The organism is Pseudoalteromonas sp. NJ631 (genome assembly GCF_000276645.1).
Classification (GTDB): Bacteria; Pseudomonadota; Gammaproteobacteria; order Enterobacterales; family Alteromonadaceae; genus Pseudoalteromonas; species Pseudoalteromonas piscicida.
In genome coordinates, this window is record NZ_AKXJ01000001.1 from 671514 (window position 1) to 693539 (window position 22026).

Below are 22026 nucleotides of genomic sequence, written 5' to 3' on the forward strand. Positions count from 1 at the left end.
GCAATTCGTGACGCTACTATACGCCGTTCAGCGCGTATTTCCAACACTTCGAAAAGTGAGATTAATACGCCCCTGAGTCACCTTGGCCTGCTTTGGCAAAGCATGTTGATAGTCGCGCTGGCTATCACCTTGCATTACCAATAAGCTGCCTGTTTCCAATAGAATATCAGTTACAGAGTGACTTACTTTGTGGCGTATTTTAAATTTACGGGTCGCGCCAAGCGACAGTGAAGCAATTATGGGCGTCAAACCGAGTTCAGGTTCATCATCACTGTGCCAGCCCATACTGTCTTGACCGTCACGATAAAAATTAGCCAATACTGCATTAAAAGGCATATTAAATCTGCGTTCTAGCGTTTGTCTGATCCCCAGCAATACCGAAGGCCAAGGAGCATTTTCAAGTCGCTTTCCAGAATAACTGTAATGCACGTCAGGGTCGGCAATAAAGCGTTCAAGTCGAGGCGTTTGATGGGTCTTACCAAATAAGGTGATGGTATTTTGCTGCCACGCAAGGCTATTCAGTAGTACATTATATAGCGCTAGACTTTTATTGAAGCTAATAGCCTGTGCTTGATAGCTAAAACCGCACGGCAAGTTCCGTGCTTTGTCTACTGCTCTCATGTTAAACTACCTGCTGCTTTTATTTATAGAACATTCACATGACGACTGATGCAATTCTAGCCGGAAACCCTTTTACGCTACATAGGTTTCCACTCGATCAAAAAAATCGTAGCTTACAAGCTTGGGATTCAGCCGACGAATACCTGTTAGATTATGTCTTTGAACATCACCGCGATGCAAACCGTATTCTCATTCTCAACGATAGTTTTGGCGCATTATGCTGTGCACTTGCTGACAAGCACTGCACGGTAGTGACCGACTCTTATGTAAGTACCCTCGCCTATGAGTATAATTTAGAGGCCAACGAACTTGCGGACGCTCGGGTTGATGTACTCACTAGCATGGATGAGCTGCCAAAAGATATCGATCTGATATTAATAAAAATTCCCAAAAATTCAGGGCTATTGCAAGCGCAACTTGCACAATTAAGTAAACTGACTACAGACATTCCCGTAATTGCGGCTGGCAAAGCAAAAGAAATTCACACCTCAACATTAAAAAGCTTTAGCCACTTTTTGACGGAGCCAACGACTAGCTTAGCGGTAAAAAAATCGCGTTTAGTGTTCAGCAAAACGTCAGCCAAAGCCATTGATAGTAAATTCCCTGTGTCTTGGCCGCTGGAAAAAACCGATTTTATCTTGTCGAATGAAGCAAATGTCTTCTCACGAGACTCTCTTGATATTGGCGCACGTTTTTTTATCAATTACCTTCCTATGGGTAAAAAACCATTGAAGGTCATTGATCTCGGCTGTGGTAATGGTGTCATCGGATTGATGACGCTCGCAAAAATGCCAAATGCCACCGTCACCTTTATCGACGAGTCCGCGATGGCGGTGCATAGCGCGGAGCAAAATATCGTGAATAACCTACCCGAGCGTGTTGCTGATTGTCAGTTCGTTCAAAACGACTGCCTTACGGGTTTTGAAAATTACGGTGCGGATCTGATACTGTGTAACCCGCCATTCCATCAGGCCAACGCAATCACCGATCACATTGCTTGGCAGATGTTTTTCCAAGCTAAGGCTGCGCTTCGCCAAGGGGGAGAGTTAAGAATTATCGGTAACCGCCACTTGGAATACGACGATAAACTCAAGCGTTTGTTTGGTAATAGCAAGACATTAGGCAACAACAAAAAATTCACGGTTTTAAGTGCAATAAAGAGGAGCTAACTTCATGCGTTTTTCATTGCTGATTATTCTGCTAACCTTGATACTCGTGGGCTGTGAAAGCTCACCACGCAGTGTCATTCTTCATCCGGAATATCAAGGTCCTTCGTCAAACGCGCTTGCCGCCAACCTAGCGGTCAAAGTAAACGATCTACGGACCACAAAATACACCATTCGCGTGAAAAACCAAGAACCCGCACTTTACGTACCTGATGCAACTTTACCAGTTAATTTCAATCAGGTATTAACGCAAGCACTCACTGCACATGGCGCGCAAATAACACCGGTCGCTGCTGCGCAAATCACTGTGAATATCAATCGCTTTAAAGCTATTATTGATGAATCTTTCTCGACTCATCAAAGTGATGCAGAAGCTGACGTCACCGTACTGATAAAGCAAGGCGCTCGCAGTTTCGAAAAGCAATATAAAGGTAGTGCTAATTTAAATGGCCCACTAAAACACGACCAAGCCAAAATCGAAGAGCAGCTCAACAATCTAGCTCAACAGGTTGTTACTCGAATCGTTCAAGATCCTGAATTTATTCAATTTGTGAGAGGAAGTTAATGAAAAAAATAATTCTAAGCTTAACCGTCCTATTATTAAGTATGAATGTATTTGCCGAAATGAACGGTAAATTCGTACAAAAGAATAATCTATTCCCTCGAGTTCAAATCAATACTAGTAAAGGGCCGATTATTGTCGAACTAGACAGATCGAGAGCGCCTATCACAGTAAATAACTTTTTAACTTACGTTATCAACAAAGACTATAACGGCTCTGTCTTTCATCGAGTTGAGCGTGATGAAGCCAACGAAAAAGACTTTGTTATCCAAGGTGGAGGTTACGACAAAGAGTACGATGGTATGTTTGAGCGCGAAGCTATCTTCAATGAAAGCGGTAACGGCCTGAAAAATGACATGTATACCATTGCCATGGCCTACCAAGACAACAAACCACACTCAGGTACCAGACAGTTTTTCTTTAATATGGATGACAACGATCACTTGAACCCAGGTAGAGGCTGGGGTTTTGCCGTGTTCGGAAATGTGTCTGAAGGCTATGAAACACTGGACGCGATTATGAAGGTGGAAACCGGCTACAATGAAAAGCTTGGCTATACCTTTATACCTAAAGAGCCCGTCATTATTCTTTCAGTCGAAGTATTAAAGCAGCCAGAGTAATACCCTTTTATGTTGATATCATCTAGCTTTTCACAATATCTTGGTTATTACAAAGACAAACGTCTATTAACTGTCTTTGCTTTTGGAATAAGTAGCGGCTTTCCTTGGGTATTGATTGGTTCGGTGATGTCAGCTTGGCTTAAAGATGAAGGGTTAAGCCGCAGCACCATTGGCCTATTTGGCCTAGTATATGGCGCCTATACTATCAACTTTTTGTGGTCCCCACTCGTTGACCGAGTAAAAATCCCTCTGCTGTATAATCGCTTAGGGCAAAGACGAAGCTGGATAGCAAGTTGCCAGTTTATTATTATTGTTGCCACCTTTGCATTAGCCACTATTTCAATTAAAGACCACCTTTCGCATGCTGCATTATTGTGCTTTATTATTGCGTTATTTTCAGCTACACAAGATATTGCAATAGATGCTTATCGCATCGACATTTTACCAGAAGATGAAAGTGAAAAGGCAACCGCAGCAGCAGCAATGGCGACTTCAGGTTGGTGGTCTGGCTATGCCTTACTTGGTGCAATTCCGTTCTTTATGGCCGATTTACCCGGCTTTAGTTGGCCCATTATCTATCAGATGCTAAGCGTCATCGTAGTGTGTTTGTTAGTGGTCACTTTGTTGGCAAAAGAGCCAAAATCTCATCGCGAGCAAGTACAGGCACTACTACAGAAGAGTTACGAGCAAAAACTTAACCACAGCGCTTCATCAAGTGCTTCTAAAAAGATCTATGCCTGGCTTGCTGTGACTCTGGTTGAACCCTTTAAGCGATTTTTTGAAAAAAATGGGGTTAAAACGGCATGTGCCCTACTCGCCTTTATTTTCCTATTTAAGATAGGAGAGGCCTTTTTAGCCCGTATGTCCATCGTATTTTATAAAGAAGTGGGTTTTACAAACACCCAAATTGGGCAATATTCAAAGCTTGGTACCGGTGTGATCACTATCGTATTTGCTTTTCTTGGCAGTATCTTTAACCATAAATACGGTATCGTGAAGGGCTTATTTATTAGTGGTGTTGCTATGGCAGCATCAAATTTAATGTTTTCTTGGATTGCCATAGCAGGCCCTCAAGAACACCTGTACGCACTAGCAATTGTGGTGGACGGCTTTACCCAAGCTTGGTCACTGGTAGCAATGGTGGCGTTTATTTCTATGCTTTGTGATAGAGCGTTTAGCGCAACCCACTATGCCTTACTTGCATCACTTGGTAGCTTAGGCCGTACCGTGCTATCAGGCTATAGTGGTTTTGTGATAGATGATTTGCTTGGAGGTAATTGGGCACTCTTCTTCGCGCTAACTGCGCTTATGGTGCTTCCGTCATTATTGTTTTTATATTTAATTCGGCACAAGCTTTATGCTATTGAGAAGGCGTATCATGCTAACAAAAGCTAGAGGTGCAGGTCCTTGCACCTTTTACGTTCTTGCTAACTAAACGCTTATTGATCTTCTTTGATTAGCTGTAAGCCTTCATAAGGATCAACTTCTAACGCTTCGCAGTAACGTAAAAACTCAATGACATCCAATCGACGCTCTTGGTTTTCAATTTTACCGATGAATGAATGAGGCGTACCTAACACCTGCGCAAGACTACGCATTGTGTGACCTTTCTCGTGGCGCTTTGATTTTAGCCACTTCGTTAGCTTGCCGTTTTCTTCAGAAGAAACCGTTTTACCCATCATAATTAAACATCTCCTACTAGATGAAAGACTAAATTATCTAAATGAAATATGCCCGTCTCATTTAGTTATTATCTAAATATTACAGTTGTAGCTTATCGCGGAACTCTACAATGCAAAATGTTAAGCCTGTATGAACTCAGCATTTTTGCCTTTAGAACTCGCTCAAGCTTACAGTTTACCCTGAATGCGGTACAACTTACCAGCTAGCTGCGATAAGTTATGCCAAACCAGTAACACGTAGACAAAATGTTAACTTGTCCCTATGTACCCAATTAGGTATAGACTAAAACACGAGTAACACCTAATTAATTTTTTACTTTTTCTTAATTCATTAAGGGTTGTAATATCCAGTAACACTTTAACAAATTTTTTAAAAAATGTACCAGTATTTGAAATAAATTATTTTTCTTTAAAAAATAAAAACTTACAGCTAACATTTACTAAGTGGTTAAAAAAGAGGCTATTACTAGATGATTCGATTACTGTTTTTACTGCCAATTCTATTGTGCTTAGGCTGGATTTACTTCCTTCGTTCTAACGGCGTGCCGCTTAAGCAAGGGAAAAAAGGCTTTATCTACATCTTAGTATTTTCATCTTTTGTTTTAGGCTTTTTTGTCTTAATGATGTATTTAACAGGGAGTTTGTGACGAATAAAGCAAATTGAGTTGTGATGGGCAGAAACAAAAAGAGCCATGACAAACGCATGACTCTTTAGTGGAACGTAGTGCGAATAAAGTCTAGACGCTGAAACTTGCGCCACAGCCACAAGTGGTTGTTGCATTCGGATTGTTCACAAAGAAACGTGCGCCCTCAAGCCCTTCAGTATAATCCACGATGCCGTCGATTAAATACTGAATACTCATAGGATCGACAACCATAGTGACACCGTTTTTTACGATTTCCAAATCACCTGGATTTACTTTTTCATCGAAAGTGAAACCATATTGAAAGCCTGAGCAACCGCCACCCGTTACATACACGCGTAGCTTAAGATTGGCATTCTCTTCTTCTTCAATAAGTTCCTTTACGCGGCTTGCGGCAGCGTCAGAAAACTGAATTGGTAATTGTTCAGACATAGATTTAGACCCCTAATCCTGTAATCTGCAAATTATCTAATACCTGAGTATTTTAATCAAGTATAGCGTTTGTACCAATTATCTTTGATAAATGATCTATTTTTGGAGGAAAGAACTCGTCGTTCACCTGTCAAAAGGTTTCTATTTATTTTTTGTCATAGAGAGATTTTTAACTCTGCACCTAACCTGCTATTGAATGTATATTGATATAAATTGGTATCTATATGCTAAACCAAAGGAAATAAGACTATTGCCTCAGTTAAGTTGCGTTAGCACAAGGACTTAGTGTAAAAAATTTGATATTCTTAAACGGTTTACTATTGTGGAATGACGTTCATGTCGTTGGATACATTAAGACGAAGCCTTGCAAAACCTAAAACTTCAGCGCAACTGTGCCTACTTGGTGCCGGTGCTGGCCTGCTTGCGGCGATACTTATCATTGCTTTTCGTCTTACTATTGAATTAATCCAAGGCACATTTCTCGATAAACCTGATGACTTTACCGAGCTTTCTGAGCTACATCGGCTATTTTTGCCTGTGCTTGCTGCGCTACTCATCGCGGTCTTTGCCGCCTTAACCGGGTTTAAGCATTACCGTTTGGGCATTCCATATGTGATCAACCGGATCAAACACCACTACGGTCATATGCCAATTTGGAATTCTGCGAACCAGTTTTTTGGTGGTGCCGTTGCTTTGATCAGTGGTTTCTCTGTTGGTCGAGAAGGACCATCTGTACACATGGGGGCAACAGCAGCGAGCATTCTATCAGAGCGTTTACATCTACCACTCAATGCCGCGCGAACTTTGGCCGGTTGCGGTGTAGCTGCAGGTATTGCTGCCTCATTTAACACTCCGCTCGCGGCGGTGATATTCGTTATGGAAGTCGTGCTCAGGGAGTATAAAATCCACATTTTCGTGCCCGTGATGTTAGCCTCAGTGATCGGTGCAATGAGCACGCAATATGTGTTTGGTAATAGTTCCGAGCTAGCGCTCATTCATATTACTCCGTTGAGTTTTTGGCATTACCCTTATTTAATTATTTGTGGTGCAGCATTAGGAGCGGTTGCATTTGCCTTTAATCAAAATCTAATGCTGATCATCAAAACTTTTAAGCCCATCAGTATGTTCCCTCGCCTTTTATTAGCGGGTTTAATTGCGGGATTAATTGGCTACGCCGTACCGGGAGCCATGGGTTCAGGTATGAGCGCTATCACCCAAGCCGTTGAATCTCCACATAACTTACAGCTACTCACCACAATATTGATTGCTAAGCTGATGGCGACTTTATTTGCGATTGGACTTGGTATTCCCGGTGGTATTATTGGTCCAGTGATTGGGCTTGGGGTTATCATGGGCACCTTGATGTCTTTCTTTGCCCAGTTTATTGAACCCAGCGTCGATGTTGCGGGAACTTATGGTGTACTCGGTATGGCAGGCTTACTTGCGGCGACTTTGCACGCCCCGCTTGCTGCACTCACAGCGGTAATGGAGCTGACTTCCAATCCAAAAATAATCGTTCCAGCTATGCTGGTGATCACCACAGCTTACGTTACGGCTTTACAGGCGTTTGGCAACCGCTCTATTTTTATCCAACAACTAGATTTCCAAGGGCTGCCTTACCAAGTATCCCCGGCAAAAGAGGCATTGCAGAAAGTGGGAATAGTGGCTGAGATGGATGAGAATTTTAAACTGCTCTATTCCGATGACAAAGAGCAGATAAAGGAAACCCTATCCGCGGTTGATAGCCAAACACCGCTCATTGTTTATGATGAACAAAGCGGCTACCGCTTAGCCGAATACGATTTAAACTTAATCTCCGAGGGCAGCGTATCGGTCTCTTATATCGAGCTACAAGGACTAAGCACACAAGCGACCTTAGCAGACGCCTTTGATGTGCTAAAAGATAAACGTTCAGGCGCAGTGTATATCTACAACCAAAAGGATGAAAAACAAATACTTGGGTTATTGCGATGGGACCAAATTCGTCACATACTCACCACCAGAAACAGTTTACTCTAATCTAAAAAGTGGAATTTATAATGAGCTTATTGCTAACGTATAAAGCCTTACATATCTTTTTTATGATTGCCTGGTTTGCAGGGATTTTTTATCTGCCACGTCTCTTTGTGTACCACGCGATGACTGAAGAAAAATCTTGTAGCTCAATGCTCAAAATCATGGAGCGCCGCCTACTCTATTTTGTAACCCCATTTGCTATTCTCACCGCGGTGTTTGGAGTCTTAACGATTACAGAATATGGACGTGAGTGGTTTAAACATAGTATGTGGCTGCACTACAAACTGACCTTAGTGATTTTACTTTATATTTATCATGGCTATTGCTTTAAATTGCTTGCCGACTTCAAACATGATCGCAATCGTAAAAGCGACAAGTTCTATCGTTTTTTCAACGAATTTCCCGTACTAATCCTATTAGCCATTGTCTTTCTTGCCGTTTTAAAACCTGCACTGTAACCGTGCATTATTGAGGGTATTTGGGTATAATATGCGCCCAAGTAACCGCCCACAATCTGCGTGTTATCTGGTTGGGTGAGCGACCTTGCAACCCGGTAGTCAATTTGTCTTTAGGAATCGCCAAATGTTCAGTTTCCAAGGTGAAAACATTCTTTCTGTCAATCAATTAGACAGAGATTCAATTGAACACATCTTCTCCATTGCCAAAAAAATGGAACCCTATGCTAAAAAGCAAAAACGTACCCAAGTACTTAATGGGGCGATTTTGGCAAATCTATTTTTTGAACCAAGCACGAGAACACGCGTAAGTTTCGGCACCGCATTTAACCTGCTGGGCGGCCTAGTTCGTGAAACCACAGGTATGCAAAGCTCAGCACTGGCAAAAGGCGAATCTTTGTATGATACCGCCCGTGTGATTTCAGCTTATGCTGACGCCGTGGCAATGCGCCACCCAGACGCAGGCTCAGTAGCCGAGTTTGCAACTGGTTCCGATGTTCCTGTCATCAACGGTGGCGATGGCCCTAATGAACACCCAACTCAAGCACTGTTGGACTTACTGACGATTGACCGAGAGCTTAGCCGCTTTGGTACTGGAATTGACGGCATGCACATCGCCCTAGTCGGTGATTTAAAATACGGCCGTACCGTGCATTCTTTATCAAAGTTACTTAGCCACTACAAAGATATCCGCTTTACAATGGTTGCACCGGATGGCTTACAAATGCCTCAGTCTATTTTAGATGTCGTAGACAATGCCGGTCACCGTATTGAAGTCGTGTCTAAGATGGAAGGCAATTTAGCTGCCGATATCGTTTACCAGACTCGAATTCAAGAAGAGCGCTTCCCTTCTCAAGAAGAAGCAAACAAATACCGTGGTGGCTTTAGGATCAGCCAAGCGATTTATGACGCTCACTGTAAACCTAGCTCAGTATTAATGCACCCATTACCTCGCGACAGCCGTAGCGATGCAAACGAGCTAGACAACGACCTAAATAACAACGACAACCTAGCTATCTTCCGCCAAGTTCAAAATGGTGTATTGATCCGTATGGCACTTTTTGCCCTAACGCTAGGTGTTGAAAACCAAGTGGAAAAACACGAGGTAGAAGTACCTTGGTTTAGCCGCAAACGTGAAAGCTAAAAAGGATCGACAATGACAATCAGTCAAGACTTATTCAAACGCGCCCAAGACTCAATCCCTGGAGGCGTTAACTCTCCTGTTCGCGCTTTTAATGGTGTAGGTGGTACGCCACTATTTATCACCAAAGCCGAAGGCGTTCACACCTTTGATGCCGATGGTAAACAGTACATTGATTATGTGGGTTCTTGGGGCCCGATGATCTTAGGTCATAACCATCCTGAGATTAAACAAGCAGTGCTTGAAGCGGTTGAAAATGGCCTATCGTACGGCGCGCCGACGGAAACTGAAATCCTAATGGCGGAAAAAGTAAAAGCGCTAGTACCATCTATTGAAAAAGTGCGCATGGTAAGCTCTGGTACAGAAGCGACCATGAGCGCTATTCGCCTTGCTCGTGGTTACACCGGCCGCGATAAGATCTTAAAGTTTGAAGGCTGTTACCACGGTCACGCTGACGCTTTGCTTGTTAAAGCAGGTTCAGGTGCACTTACCATGGGCGTGCCTAACTCACCAGGTATTCCTGCCGATTTTGCTAAGCATACGTTAACGGTTTCATTTAATAACCTTGATGAAGTAAAAGCGATTTTTGAGCAGTACAAAGATCAAATCGCCTGTGTGATCATCGAGCCAGTTGCTGGAAACATGAACTGCATTCCACCAGTAGAAGGCTTTTTAGAAGGCCTACGCGAAGTATGTACTGACAATCAAAGTGTGCTTATCTTTGATGAAGTCATGACAGGCTTTCGTGTTGCACTTGGTGGTGCTCAACAGTACTACAACATCACCCCAGACTTAACCTGTTTAGGTAAAGTGATTGGTGGCGGTATGCCAGTGGGTGCGTTTGGTGGTAAAAAAGAAATCATGGATTACATCGCCCCAGTTGGCCCGGTTTATCAAGCGGGCACGCTATCTGGTAACCCAATTGCCATGGCTGCTGGTTTAAAAGCGCTAGAGCTGCTTTCAAAAGAAGGGCTACACGCAGAGCTTGAAGCTAAAAGTAAAGCCCTGTGTGAAGGCTTCCAAGCGGCTGCTGATGAAGCTGGCATCGCGCTTACGACTAACTACGCGGGTGGTATGTTTGGCTTCTTCTTTACTGACGCTAAAAAAGTAACCAGCTATCAACAAGCAACTGAATGCGACCTAGAGCGCTTCAAAAAGTTCTTCCACTTGATGCTAGATGAAGGCGTTTATTTAGCCCCATCTGCATTCGAAGCGGGTTTCGTGAGCACAATGCATTCTGACGAAGAAATCGCTAACACTATCAATGCTGCAAAGCGTGCATTTGCCAAGTTGTAATCACTGATTGCAACCCACATTAGTTTGTATTTAAAAAGCCCGCTCAGGGCTTTTTTTGTTTTTTCAGCTACGCTTTGAATAAGCTTTTCAAAAGCTTCGGTCTATTTAACCTAGGCGCACATAATTAATAACACTGTGCAAAGTTAAAACTATCATACAGAGGAAGTGATGGCTGGATTTAATACGCTTATTAATCCTGCAACCCGTTTGATGGCACGGTTGCGATACAAAACAAAAATGGCCGTTGTATTTGGCATTTTATTACTACCACTAAGCCTCAGCTTGTTTTTTCTAAACAGTGTACTTAACCATTCTATTTCAGTCAGTGAGATGCAGAGGCAAGGGCTCACGCTTTACCCTAGTATGTTGGAAAACATTTTAGCGGGTAAAGCTTCCGATAATTCAATTTTATTGCAACGCGCTAAATTACCTAAAGTGAGCGCCGCTGGCGCAAGCGCCCTTGAGCAGCTCTCTATTGCCTCTCAACTTGCCGTCGATGATGATCTTGGACGCAGTTACCTGAATCGCACGCTTGTTGAATCTGCACCAAGACTTATATCGCAAATCAATCAAATTGAAGCGCAGGCACGCGATATCATCAGTAGAGGCAGTTTTACTCCAGATAGTTTTATTGCGCTGTCCAATTTAAACAAAGGATTACCGGGCGTCACGACACAGTTTTCAGGCAAACTTAACATTGCTATCAATGATAATCAGCGACTCAAAAAGCAGCTTAGTCAGCCCTTAGCTGAGCTTGAGTCTAGCCTCTCTGATTACCAGCAAGCGGTGAAAACAGGCTTGTTAGACCCTGATGAACTAGCACTCTCACAAGCGCAATTTTACCGTTACTACCAAAGCGCAAGTGATGCTATCAAGCAGTTTGTTAATGTTGCAACACCCTCGCTTGCCGCGCTTGTCGCTGAAAAACAAAACCAGCAACGGTGGATAAGAAACACCGTTGCCTTGGCTTCACTACTCGCACTGATCATCGCTATTTATCTTATGGTTGGCTTTTACTCTTCGGTCATGGGCACTATCACGACTTTCTCACATGTCGCGCAGAGCGCTTCTCGAGGGGATTTAAGCATCAAAGCACAGACAACCGGCTCCGATGAGCTTAGCCAAATTATTGAACAATTTAATGCGGTACTACATGCCTTTATCTCTTTACTTGGTAACGTTCGATTGAGTAGTGACGAGCTACAACAAGCAACAAGAACACTTAATAAGATAAGCCAAGATACTGAAAAGGATGTCGCCCAGCAGGAGAATAAAATCCAGTCTATCCACCACTCGCTCGAGAATATGGCGCAGTCCGCTCGCTCGGTTGAGGATGCTGCATTTAGCGCCACAGAACTGGCCTCCGTAGCAGCCAAACAAGTAAAGCAAAGTAGCGTTAATACCACAGCACTTGCACAGCAAATGACCGAACTACAAGCTGAGTTTCAACAAAGTCGTGCTGCCTTAGATAAGCTCGCGGAAGACACACAAAACATTAGTCAGGTGAGCTCCGCGATTAGAGAGATTGCCGAGCAAACCAATTTACTCGCGCTCAATGCCGCAATTGAGGCTGCTCGTGCAGGTGAACAAGGCCGCGGATTTGCGGTGGTAGCGGATGAAGTTAGAACGCTTGCGCAAAGAACGCAGCAACAAACGGAAGAAATACACAATATTATTCAATCTCTACAAGCTGCATCCAGAGACACGCAAGACAAAATGCGCAGCAGTGAAGACAATATGGCACAAAGTGTTATCGCCGCGAATGATACCAATGAAGTCCTACAGCACGCAGAGCAAAGCATGCGAGACATAGACGAACAAGGGAAACTGATCAGTCAGTTAGTGCAACAACAAACCCAAGCGACCGAACACGCATTGAATGAATCATCTGAGATCAGTAACTTAGCACAGCACACTCTGGGTTCCGCAAGAGCGACCCAAAGCGATGCACAAAAACTTGGCAAGCTCTCACAAACTTTAAATAAAGAAATCGATAAATTTAAAGCATAAGGCTGTGCTAGGGTTAGCAAGCCCTAGCAGCCAATAGCTTGCTCAACACCCGGGTCTTGGTTCGAACATGCTTTCTCTAATAGGTAGCTGCAATACAGGACCACAACTCGGAGGCGACTGCTTACCCGTTTTCGGATTGATAAACGCCCAGCGAATGGACTTTGGACGCTCATCAACAATCGCTTGTGGGTTTAGTGGTTTTAGGTAACGAATATAGAGCTCAAGCGCACCTTGGCTGCCCGTTAACCCCGTTGGCTTGTTATCATCACGACCAATCCAAGCAACGGTGACCGTATTTTGGTCAAAACCGGCAAACCAGCTGTCTCTTAAATCATTACTCGTCCCTGTTTTCCCCGCAAGTTGAATAGAGGGAAAGTGAAGATTAAGGCGTTTTGCCGTGCCTTTTTTAGTCACTCGCTTCATGCCGTATTTCGTCATGTATACCGCATCGCTGTCTAGCGCTTGGCTTTTTTGTACAGGATGTTCGTATATCAGCTTACCCAGTGAATCGGTGATAGCCATGACGCTGGTCAACTCGCTCTGCTTACCATCTGCAGCAAGTGTGGTGTAGGCCTCTGCAACATCAAAACTGGATAGCTCTAACGCGCCCAATAATAAAGAAGGATAAAGTGGAATCGACTTAGAGACACCAAGCTCATTCAAAGTTTGTGCGACTCGATTAACACCCACATCCAGACCAAGGTTTACCGCTGGAATATTGATGCTATTGCTGAACGCTTCAAACATTGGCACTTGGCCTCTAAATTTATGATCGAAGTTCTCTGGAGACCAAACCTTACCTGAACCGTCTGTCACTTCAAGGGGACTGTCATCAAGTAGCATGCCCAAATGGTAGTTTGGATTCGACAAAGCACTCAAATAAATAGCAGGCTTGACCAGTGAACCTATATTGCGCTCGGTGTCTAATACTCGATTAAAACCTGAAAACTTCAACTGACGACCAGCAACTAACGCCGATACACCCGCTTTTTCAACATTAACTGACAGCATTGCAGTTTCTAAATCTTCCGTTTTAAAACGGCGCTCTAAGTAAGGTAAGCCCTTTTTAACGGCATCTTCCATCGCCGTTTGCTTTTGTAAATCGAGATAGGTAAAAATCCGAATTCCAGAGTCAACAATGTCATCATCAGGTACCAGTTTCTTTAACTCGCGATTCACCAACTCCAAATATCCAGGATAAGACTGCATACGGCTCGCTTTTAAAGGCTGTACATCAATCGGCCTTGCCAGCGCTGCGCGATACTCGGGCGTTGTGATAAGGCCATTTTCCACCATTAGCCTCAAGACTAAATCACGCCTTTCCATTACCCGCTCAGGGTAGCGTCTTGGGTTATAAAAAGATGGCCCTTTCACCATCGCGACTAACATAGCGACTTGGTCAAACTCAAGCTCGTCCACCGGCTTACCAAAATAAAAATCGGCCGCAAGCCCCATACCATGAACACCTTGATTATAGGCTTGACCCAAAAACACTTCGTTCAAATAGGCTTCGAGGATTTCATCTTTGCTGTAACGGAAATCTAAAATCAATGCGATGAACGCTTCATTCACCTTGCGGATTAAGGTGCGATCTCTGGTGAGATAAAAGTTCTTTGCGAGCTGCTGCGTAAGCGTACTGCCACCTTGCACAGTTCGCCCAGCTTTGATGTTGGCATACAGCGCACGCAAAATAGACAGCGCAGAAACACCATGATGTTGGTAAAAGTCTCTATCTTCTACCACCAGCAGCGTTTCTTTTAAAATATTAGGAAATTTATCGAACGGAACAAACTCTCTGTCTTGCCGAGATTCATTGCCGATCCGAGCAATCTGCACAGGTTCTAAGCGAGCCCCTGCTAAGCGTCGACCTTGATTATCAACAATATTGGCAAGCTTCTTACCAGCAAAATTAAGCGTAAAAATACGCGCGGTTTCTGGGCCATCGTAGAATTCGAACGCGCGACGATGGATGGTGATTGTGCGACCTTGAACGGTATATTGACCGGTACGGCTGATACGATTTACACGGGAATAATTAAGCCGCTTCAGCTCCCACAGCACTTCATCCTCATTAAGGAACTGATCAGGAAAAAACTGCATCGATCTGGCATAAACCTGCACGGGAAGTTCCCATTTATTGCCTTCAAACTGGCGGCTTATTTTGGCGTCTAAGTAGATGATATAGATTGCTACAAGGAATATCGCCGCAATAGTCCCCTTCCAAAAGAAAGACCACAACGTGCTCAGTACACGGCTTTTAATTCTTTGCATCTTAGAACCGTTTTGCTGGGTATTGTTTTTACGCGAAGTGTTCGCTTTGACGTTTGAATTTTTGGCAGGTGTTCTTTTCTTTTTATCCGTCATGACCCAAGTAAAACTAAAAAATGAATCGCAAGATGGTAGGGTAACCTAAATTAACAACTGCTGAAAGTAGAATAATATTTATAAAGAAAAGTGAGCCCTGCTGGACTCACTTTGTTTAGACAACGAGAACTTTACAATATTGACCGAGAGCCAAATTGGTATTACTGTCCGCGAACTGTCACGAACTCGGGATAGGCATCTACGCCACAATCATGTTGATCCATACCGCTTAGCTCTTCTTCTTCACCAACGCGGATCCCCATGCTCGCTTTCAATACACTCCAAACAATATAAGAAGCAATGAAAACAAAACCTAAAATAGTGATAAGTCCCACAGCCTGACCTTGGAAAGTAGCGTCTGAGTTTGAAAATGGCACCATCATCACACCCAGCGCACCGCAGATACCGTGAACAGAGATAGCACCGACAGGATCATCAATTTTTGCTTTATCTAGCGCAACGATACTAAACACCACCAATGCACCGCCTATGGCACCGAGGATAAGCGCTAATATAGGTGTTGGAGAAGCAGGTTCTGCGGTAATGGTCACTAGACCTGCTAGTGCACCATTAAGCACCATAGTTAAATCCGCCTTGCCCCACATTAATTTACACACCAACAGTGCAGCAACCGCACCTGCAGCCGCCGCCGCATTGGTATTTAGCATGATTTGGCTGACCGCGATGGCATTTTCTTTGTCGGCAAGGAACAGTTGAGAGCCACCGTTAAAGCCAAACCACCCCATCCACAAAATAAAGGTGCCTAGTGTAGCTAGTGGCATGTTGGAACCAGGAATTGGGTAAATCTCACCATTTTTGCCATATTTTCCTTTGCGCGCACCTAGTAACAGAACACCCGCTAGTGCCGCAGCAGCACCGGCACCATGCACAATGGCAGAACCGGCAAAGTCAACAAAGCCAAGCTCAGATAAGAAACCACCGCCCCACGTCCAATAGCCTTCTAACGGGTAGATAAAACCAGTTAACACCACACAAAATGCTAAAAACGCCCACAATTTCATACGCTCAGCAACAGCGCCCGAGACAATTGACATGGCCGTTGCAACAAATACCACTTGGAAGAAAAAGTCGGATTGCAGTGCATGGTCGGCATCCTTAGCAGCACTGCCAATGAGCGCGCCAAGACTTGGTAAAACCCCGCCTTCGGCATTATTCACATACATGATGTTGTAACCAATAAGAAGATACATAGTACAAGCAATGGCGTACAGTGCGACGTTCTTGGTAAGGATTTCAGTGGTATTTTTTGAGCGTACTAATCCCGCTTCAAGCATAGCGAAACCGGCAGCCATCCACATAACTAAGACGCCAGAGATCAAAAAGTAAAAGGTATTTAATGAAAATTTTAGTTCTATTATTGTATTTTCCATTGCTCGGCTCCCCTTAAATGGCTTCTTCATCAAGTTCGCCGGTACGGATCCGAACAACTTGGTCTAAGTCGTAAACAAAGATTTTTCCATCACCAATTTTTCCAGTGAACGCAGCCTTTGTAACCGTTTCCACAACGCGCTCGGCGCTTTCGCTTAACGTTGCAATTTCTATTTTTATTTTTGGAATGAAATCGACTTGATATTCTGCACCGCGATATAGTTCGGTATGACCGCGCTGACGTCCAAACCCTTTAACGTCAACAACCGTCATGCCTTCAATCCCCAGATCGGCTAACGCTTCACGTACCTCATCAAGCTTAAATGGTTTTATTATTGCACTTATCATTTTCATGCTGAGTCCCCTTAGGACAGTTGATCCTGTTGTATGCAGTAATCCAACCTTTGTGCCAAATTTTTTATTCCTTAATTAACAATGAATTAAAGTGGGAGGTGGAATTTAACGCATAAAAAATGCACCATCTAGGTGCATTGATATTAAGTCTGAACTGAGTTGGTGCATAAACACCCAAATAACGAAAAGCTAATGCGCGATAACGCAATTTCGTTGTTTGTCCTTCGCTTTGTAGAGCGCTTTATCAGCTTTGCGCATTACTTCGCTTAAACTCTTTGATTGGCAAGCCGCGAGGCCAATACTGATGGTGCAATAATGCTTACCCTCAGGAATTTTGAATGCTTGCTGTGCAAGGCGCTCTCTAAAGTCTTCTAGCATGTGCTTTGCCATCTTCATATCTGAGCTTGGAATAAGCAAAGCAAACTCTTCCCCACCAATACGTGCGACAATGTAGTGACCAAATGCACTACGCAGTAAATCAGCAACTTGTTTAAGTACATCATCACCGCTTTCATGACCATATTGGTCGTTAATAGACTTAAAGTGATCGAGGTCTAACAATGCCAATATATGCTGGCTCGGTTTGTTCTTGATTAAACGCTCTGCTTGCTGACAGAAATAACGGCGATTATAAAGTCCTGTTAAATAGTCTCGATGCGCATATTCTTTGATTTCTGCAATCAAATTGAGCTGCTCCATCGTCTGCATGATGCGGCAGTGAAACTCTTCACTCATAAAAGGTTTTGCCAAAAAGTCATTGGCGCCGTATTTGATAAACTTTGCTGACAAACCATGACTTCCCGCGCCAGATAGACCTATAATCGCCAACTCATCTCGTCCGCGACTATTACGAACGGATTTCACCAACTCAAAGCCATCCATCGTCGGCATCGCAAAGTCTGTCAGCAGCAGTTTAATTTCATGGTCAGATAGCAACATCTCCAATGCCTGTTCGCCATCTTGCGCCTCAAGCACTGTAAATAATTGCTTTTCAAGCATTTGCTTCATTACCGCGCGACTGATCACAGAATCATCGGCGATCAGCGCCTTGCAACCTTGGTTTCTCAACAGTCTAGATGCTAACTTGACCGCGTATAGGTATGAATCACGGTTGTCTTTAATTACATAATCCACCACGCCCATTTCAAGCATTTGCTGGCGACTATATTCATCTATTTTTGAGGTCAGCACCACAGTGGGAATTTTGTGGCTGAGCGTGAGCTGCACGACCTCTGCGTCCATCGCATCGGGCAGCGTTAAATCTACCAGCGCCAATGTATATTGGTGCTGTGCTAAGAAGTCCTTACTTTCCTTGAGGGACCAAGCAAAATCGATTTCGACATCTAGATGCTGAGCAGCAAGGTGTCGCAATACCTGTTGTACGACTTTACTGTCTTCAACAATTAAAATTCTTTGCATGGATTGAGATCTCTTAAGTACAACGAGAAGCGCAGTGAAACAAGAATTTAACGGGGCTAAATACTTTATTACTACATAATAAAGTACTAAATATACGCGAATCTTGCACTAAAAAAAACCAAATCGGCTCAAATTCGTTACTTTTCGATAAACGAGGTTACAACAGCCTATTTTTCAAACCTGCCGTTTTTTTTGTTGAGTTTGTCTCAATGGCTTTGAATTTCAGATGAAATACTTCTTTAATGCAGACATACCGACTGCAATACCGAGGAAGCAATGAAAAAACTACTACCACTATTGCTCGTGAGTTGTGCCCTACTCTCAGCGCCAAGCATAGCTGAAGAGCACAACCGCGCAATTGAGATAGATCATAAAATAACAACTGAGCATAGAGCCGAAATAAAAGGTGAACGTATTAACTACACCGCAACAACAGGCACACAGCCGGTGTGGAATGAAAACGGCGATGCAGTTGCAACGTTGCATTACACCTACTACAAACGCACAAAAATTAAAGATATGAGCAAACGTCCGCTGCTGATCTCATTTAACGGTGGTCCGGGCTCTGCTTCCGTGTGGATGCACATTGCCTATACTGGCCCAAGAGTATTAAAAATTGATGACGAAGGATATCCACTGCAACCTTACGGTTTGAAAGATAACCCATATTCAGTGCTAGATGTTGCCGATATTGTTTATGTAAACCCAGTCAACACAGGTTATTCTCGCGTACTCAAAAATGCTGAAGGTAAATATCCGAGTAAAGCCGAACAAACAAAGATGTTTTTTGGCGTCAACGCGGACGTGAAGTACTTAGCCGAATGGCTCAATACATTTATTCATCGCAATGAGCGTATGCTTTCCCCTAAGTACCTGATTGGCGAGAGCTACGGCACGACTCGAGTGTCAGGTCTTGCGCACGCGATGCAAAACAATCAGTGGCTTTATCTCAATGGCGTGGTGTTGGTATCTCCTACAGAAATCGGCATTAAACGAGAAGGTCCGGTTGAAGTGGCAAACCGTTTACCGTATTACGCTGCTGCCGCTTGGTATCACAAGGCGTTATCTTCTGAATTACAGAATAAAGATTTGCTCGAAGTGCTTGCAGAGGTTGAACAATATACGGTTGATCAGTATCTTCCCGCACTCGCCAAAGGCGCATTTATCAGCGCCCAAGAAAAACAAAGTGTGACACAGGCCGTTGCTAAATATAGTGGCTTAAGCGAACGCTTTGTAGCTCAAAACAACCTAGATATTCCTACTGCGGCATTTTGGAAAGAACTGTTGCGTGACCGTGGCTATACACTTGGTCGGTTGGACTCACGCTATCTTGGTATTGATAAAAGAGACGCCGGTTCTCGCCCTGATTATTGGCCTGAGCTGACCTCTTGGTTGCACTCATTTACGCCAGCAATCAATCATTACTTCGCAACGGAGCTCAACTATAAAACCGATGTAAAATATAATATGTTTGGTTCAGTTTACCCTTGGGATAACAGCGATAATAATGTCGGTGAGCAATTACGATTAGCAATGGCACAAAACCCTTACCTAAACGTGATGATCCAATCTGGCTATTACGATGGCGCAACGAATTACTTTGATGCCAAATACAATATGTGGCAACTCGATCCGAGCGGAAAAATGCGTGATCGCTTAAGCTTTAAAGGTTACCGCTCCGGGCACATGATGTACCTGCGTCATGAAGATTTACAAAAGTCGAACGAAGATCTCCGCGAGTTTATCTTAAAAACAACACCCAAAGCGGATCAGTCAGCGCTTTACTAAATTCCCAACCCATTGTGGCCGCGCAAGCGGTCACTTATCTTAATGCTCACCAGATTGTAAAAATTTCCTTTTATCCTTCTACAGTTACCTATAATCTAGATATACTCAATACTATCTCTCTACAACTTAGGCACGCACCATGAACGAGCAGTTTAAAGTCGTCTTCGTTGGCATGGCCGACGGTAAGGATCAACAAAGCGCCGCTATCGCAATTGCAGACAGGTTGAAAACTTCCCCCTCAAAGATTCAGCAATTTTACGCTGGCAAAAACTTGTTTGCTCCTGCAGATAAAGCCAAAGCGCTAAAACAGGTAAAATTACTTGCAAGCGCGGGGATCAATGCCAAGCTACAAAGCCAAGCAGCCGCTACCTCAAGTAACGCAGATCAAGAGCGCGTATTTGAAGCACTGGATTACATCACCAGCAGTCTAATACGCATCGAAGAGCGATTAGAGGAACTTGAGCAACGCGTGGCACCAACTCCCCATACTAAAATAGAAGATACAACAGACGAAGAGTGGGAGACGAAGGAGCTATTTGATGAGCTGGACTTTGAGCCTAGCCCTCCGGCTAAATCTAAGACTTGGCTATATTATCTGCTCGCTGTATTAATTATTTTATTTATTCTGCTTGGTGTAAGTTTGTTTTTCCCTGAGTGGCTCGCGTTAGAATGAGTAAAACTAATAACAACATAAATAAATCTCAAGTTACTCGTGCTGATTTGAGAAAAATGATTAGAAACGCAAGAAACTCGCTATCAGCAGAGCAACAGAAGGCAGCCGCGGCACACCTTAACATTAATTTTTTTCAACAAATAAAACTTCCTAAAAATGCCAATGTTGGGGTCTATATTCAAAACGATGGAGAACTAGATACATCCCTTTTAATTCAATCGCTTTGGGATAAAAAACACCAAGTTTTTCTACCCATAATCCACCCCTTTAACCCTGCTAATTTGCTCTTCCAGAAGTATGAAAAAAACTCACCCATGAAGGCAAATCGCTATGCTATCTTGGAACCTAAGTTAGATTGTTCAGCAGTGGCACCGCTTGCATCATTGGATTTCCTTTTGATGCCTCTGGTTGCTTTTGATGAACAAGGTAATCGCCTCGGTATGGGCGGTGGGTACTACGATAGAACATTAGCGTTACACTACGCTGAGCAGCGAGCTAAACCAGCACTTGTTGGTCTTGCTCATGATTGCCAGCAAGTTCCAAGCTTACCAACAGCAGCTTGGGATGTACCGCTCCCAACTATCCTCACTCCAACCCAACTATACACTTGGCCAAAAAATAATTTAGCAGGCAAATAGTTAAGCGCATTTTGAGGCACTTTTGACCATGACGCTGACACTTTGATTGAGTTATACTCCATACAACTTCAATGACAACTAAGTGTAGCGTTATGACTCAAGATGAAATGAAAAAAGCCGCAGCATGGGCAGCTTTGAACTATGTAGAAGAAAACAGCATTGTTGGGGTTGGTACAGGCTCAACGGTAAACCACTTTATTGATGCGCTTGGCAGTATCAAGGATCAAATCAAAGGGGCAGTATCAAGCTCTGAAGCTTCAACAGAGAAGTTAAAAGCACTTGGTATTGAAGTTTTCGAGCTAAACGATGTGTCAGAGCTTGCGGTATATGTTGATGGCGCAGATGAAATCAACAGCACCAACGAAATGATAAAAGGTGGTGGCGCAGCACTGACGCGCGAGAAAATCGTTGCAGCTGTTGCCAAGAGATTTGTTTGTATCGTTGATAATACAAAGCATGTTGAGACGCTAGGCGCATTTCCACTACCTGTTGAAGTGATCCCAATGGCGCGTAGTTACGTGGCAAGAGAGTTACTAAAATTAGGTGGCGATCCAGTTTACCGTCAAGGCGTTATCACTGATAACGGCAATGTCATTCTTGATGTGCATGGCCTAGAAATTAGCGCAGCAAAAGCGCTTGAAGAAAAAATTAACCAGATTGTTGGCGTCGTGACTAATGGCTTATTTGCCGCGCGTGGCGCTGACGTTGTAATAACAGGCACTCCAGAAGGGCCTAAAATCAACTAGTGAGATTACA

Annotated in this window: 20 protein-coding genes; 13 read left to right on the forward strand and 7 right to left on the reverse strand. The window is 43.6% G+C overall.

What is annotated here, in order from left to right:
* Positions 1-27 precede the first annotated feature (27 nt).
* Complete coding sequence (locus A587_RS0103210) at positions 28-621, reverse strand: alpha-ketoglutarate-dependent dioxygenase AlkB family protein (protein WP_017216400.1); 594 nt, start codon at positions 619-621, stop codon at positions 28-30.
* 38 nt (positions 622-659) lie between these two features.
* Between A587_RS0103210 and A587_RS0103215 the strand changes: the two genes are divergently transcribed.
* The 4 genes from A587_RS0103215 to A587_RS0103230 are packed head-to-tail and all read left to right on the forward strand — an operon-like array spanning position 660 to position 4364.
* Entirely contained in the window at positions 660-1790 is a 1131-nt protein-coding gene (locus tag A587_RS0103215) for a methyltransferase (protein WP_017216401.1), read from the forward strand.
* A 4-nt stretch (positions 1791-1794) separates the two neighbouring features.
* The gene (locus A587_RS0103220; protein ID WP_017216402.1) at positions 1795-2352 is read left to right on the forward strand and encodes a YajG family lipoprotein; all 558 of its coding nucleotides are present in this window, start codon (positions 1795-1797) and stop codon (positions 2350-2352) included.
* Complete coding sequence (locus A587_RS0103225) at positions 2352-2969, forward strand: peptidylprolyl isomerase (RefSeq protein WP_010372225.1); 618 nt, start codon at positions 2352-2354, stop codon at positions 2967-2969. The genes A587_RS0103220 and A587_RS0103225 overlap by 1 nt, the downstream gene beginning before the upstream one ends.
* A 9-nt stretch (positions 2970-2978) precedes the next feature.
* Complete coding sequence (locus A587_RS0103230; RefSeq protein WP_017216403.1) at positions 2979-4364, forward strand: AmpG family muropeptide MFS transporter; 1386 nt, start codon at positions 2979-2981, stop codon at positions 4362-4364.
* 44 nt (positions 4365-4408) lie between these two features.
* Here the strand turns inward: A587_RS0103230 and A587_RS0103235 are convergent, their stop codons facing one another.
* Positions 4409-4651, reverse strand: a complete 243-nt coding sequence (locus A587_RS0103235) for a helix-turn-helix domain-containing protein (protein WP_017216404.1) — start codon at positions 4649-4651, stop codon at positions 4409-4411.
* A gap of 737 nt (positions 4652-5388) precedes the next feature.
* Positions 5389-5727, reverse strand: a complete 339-nt coding sequence (gene erpA, locus A587_RS0103245; RefSeq protein WP_010372235.1) for an iron-sulfur cluster insertion protein ErpA — start codon at positions 5725-5727, stop codon at positions 5389-5391.
* A gap of 336 nt (positions 5728-6063) precedes the next feature.
* Here erpA and A587_RS0103250 point away from each other — a divergent pair, with 336 nt between their 5' ends.
* From A587_RS0103250 to A587_RS0103270, 5 genes are all read left to right on the forward strand, one after another.
* Complete coding sequence (locus A587_RS0103250) at positions 6064-7746, forward strand: chloride channel protein (protein WP_010372240.1); 1683 nt, start codon at positions 6064-6066, stop codon at positions 7744-7746.
* A gap of 20 nt (positions 7747-7766) precedes the next feature.
* Positions 7767-8201 (forward strand): CopD family protein, encoded by a 435-nt coding sequence (locus A587_RS0103255; protein WP_010606087.1) that lies wholly within the window; start codon positions 7767-7769, stop codon positions 8199-8201.
* 124 nt (positions 8202-8325) lie between these two features.
* Positions 8326-9342 carry an aspartate carbamoyltransferase gene (locus A587_RS0103260; protein WP_010372246.1) on the forward strand — a complete coding sequence of 339 codons (1017 nt, stop codon included), beginning with the start codon at positions 8326-8328 and terminating at the stop codon, positions 9340-9342.
* A 12-nt stretch (positions 9343-9354) separates the two neighbouring features.
* Complete coding sequence (hemL, locus tag A587_RS0103265; protein WP_017216405.1) at positions 9355-10635, forward strand: glutamate-1-semialdehyde 2,1-aminomutase; 1281 nt, start codon at positions 9355-9357, stop codon at positions 10633-10635.
* Positions 10636-10803: 168 nt separating this feature from the next.
* Positions 10804-12645 carry a methyl-accepting chemotaxis protein gene (locus tag A587_RS0103270; protein WP_017216406.1) on the forward strand — a complete coding sequence of 614 codons (1842 nt, stop codon included), beginning with the start codon at positions 10804-10806 and terminating at the stop codon, positions 12643-12645.
* A 42-nt stretch (positions 12646-12687) separates the two neighbouring features.
* Here A587_RS0103270 and mrcB read toward each other — a convergent pair whose 3' ends face one another.
* The 4 genes from mrcB to A587_RS0103290 all read right to left on the reverse strand — a co-directional run bounded on the left by mrcB (position 12688) and on the right by A587_RS0103290 (position 18171).
* A complete protein-coding gene (mrcB, locus tag A587_RS0103275; RefSeq protein ID WP_017216407.1) occupies positions 12688-15009 on the reverse strand; it encodes a penicillin-binding protein 1B in 2322 nt (773 codons plus the stop codon).
* A 161-nt stretch (positions 15010-15170) separates the two neighbouring features.
* Entirely contained in the window at positions 15171-16400 is a 1230-nt protein-coding gene (locus A587_RS0103280; protein WP_017216408.1) for an ammonium transporter, read from the reverse strand.
* A gap of 13 nt (positions 16401-16413) precedes the next feature.
* Positions 16414-16752 (reverse strand): P-II family nitrogen regulator, encoded by a 339-nt coding sequence (locus A587_RS0103285; RefSeq protein WP_017216409.1) that lies wholly within the window; start codon positions 16750-16752, stop codon positions 16414-16416.
* 189 nt (positions 16753-16941) lie between these two features.
* Complete coding sequence (locus tag A587_RS0103290) at positions 16942-18171, reverse strand: GGDEF domain-containing response regulator (protein WP_010372263.1); 1230 nt, start codon at positions 18169-18171, stop codon at positions 16942-16944.
* Positions 18172-18447: 276 nt separating this feature from the next.
* Here A587_RS0103290 and A587_RS0103295 point away from each other — a divergent pair, with 276 nt between their 5' ends.
* The 4 genes from A587_RS0103295 (at position 18448) to rpiA (ending at position 22016) form a co-directional block, all read left to right on the forward strand.
* Positions 18448-19959 (forward strand): S10 family peptidase, encoded by a 1512-nt coding sequence (locus A587_RS0103295; RefSeq protein ID WP_010372266.1) that lies wholly within the window; start codon positions 18448-18450, stop codon positions 19957-19959.
* Positions 19960-20098: 139 nt separating this feature from the next.
* Entirely contained in the window at positions 20099-20632 is a 534-nt protein-coding gene (locus tag A587_RS0103300; protein WP_017216410.1) for a hypothetical protein, read from the forward strand.
* Entirely contained in the window at positions 20629-21270 is a 642-nt protein-coding gene (locus A587_RS0103305; protein ID WP_017216411.1) for a 5-formyltetrahydrofolate cyclo-ligase, read from the forward strand. Before A587_RS0103300 ends, A587_RS0103305 begins: the two co-directional genes overlap by 4 nt.
* Positions 21271-21362: 92 nt before the next feature.
* Positions 21363-22016: a ribose-5-phosphate isomerase RpiA gene (rpiA, locus tag A587_RS0103310; RefSeq protein WP_017216412.1), complete on the forward strand. Its 654-nt coding sequence runs from the start codon at positions 21363-21365 to the stop codon at positions 22014-22016.
* Positions 22017-22026: the final 10 nt, after the last annotated feature.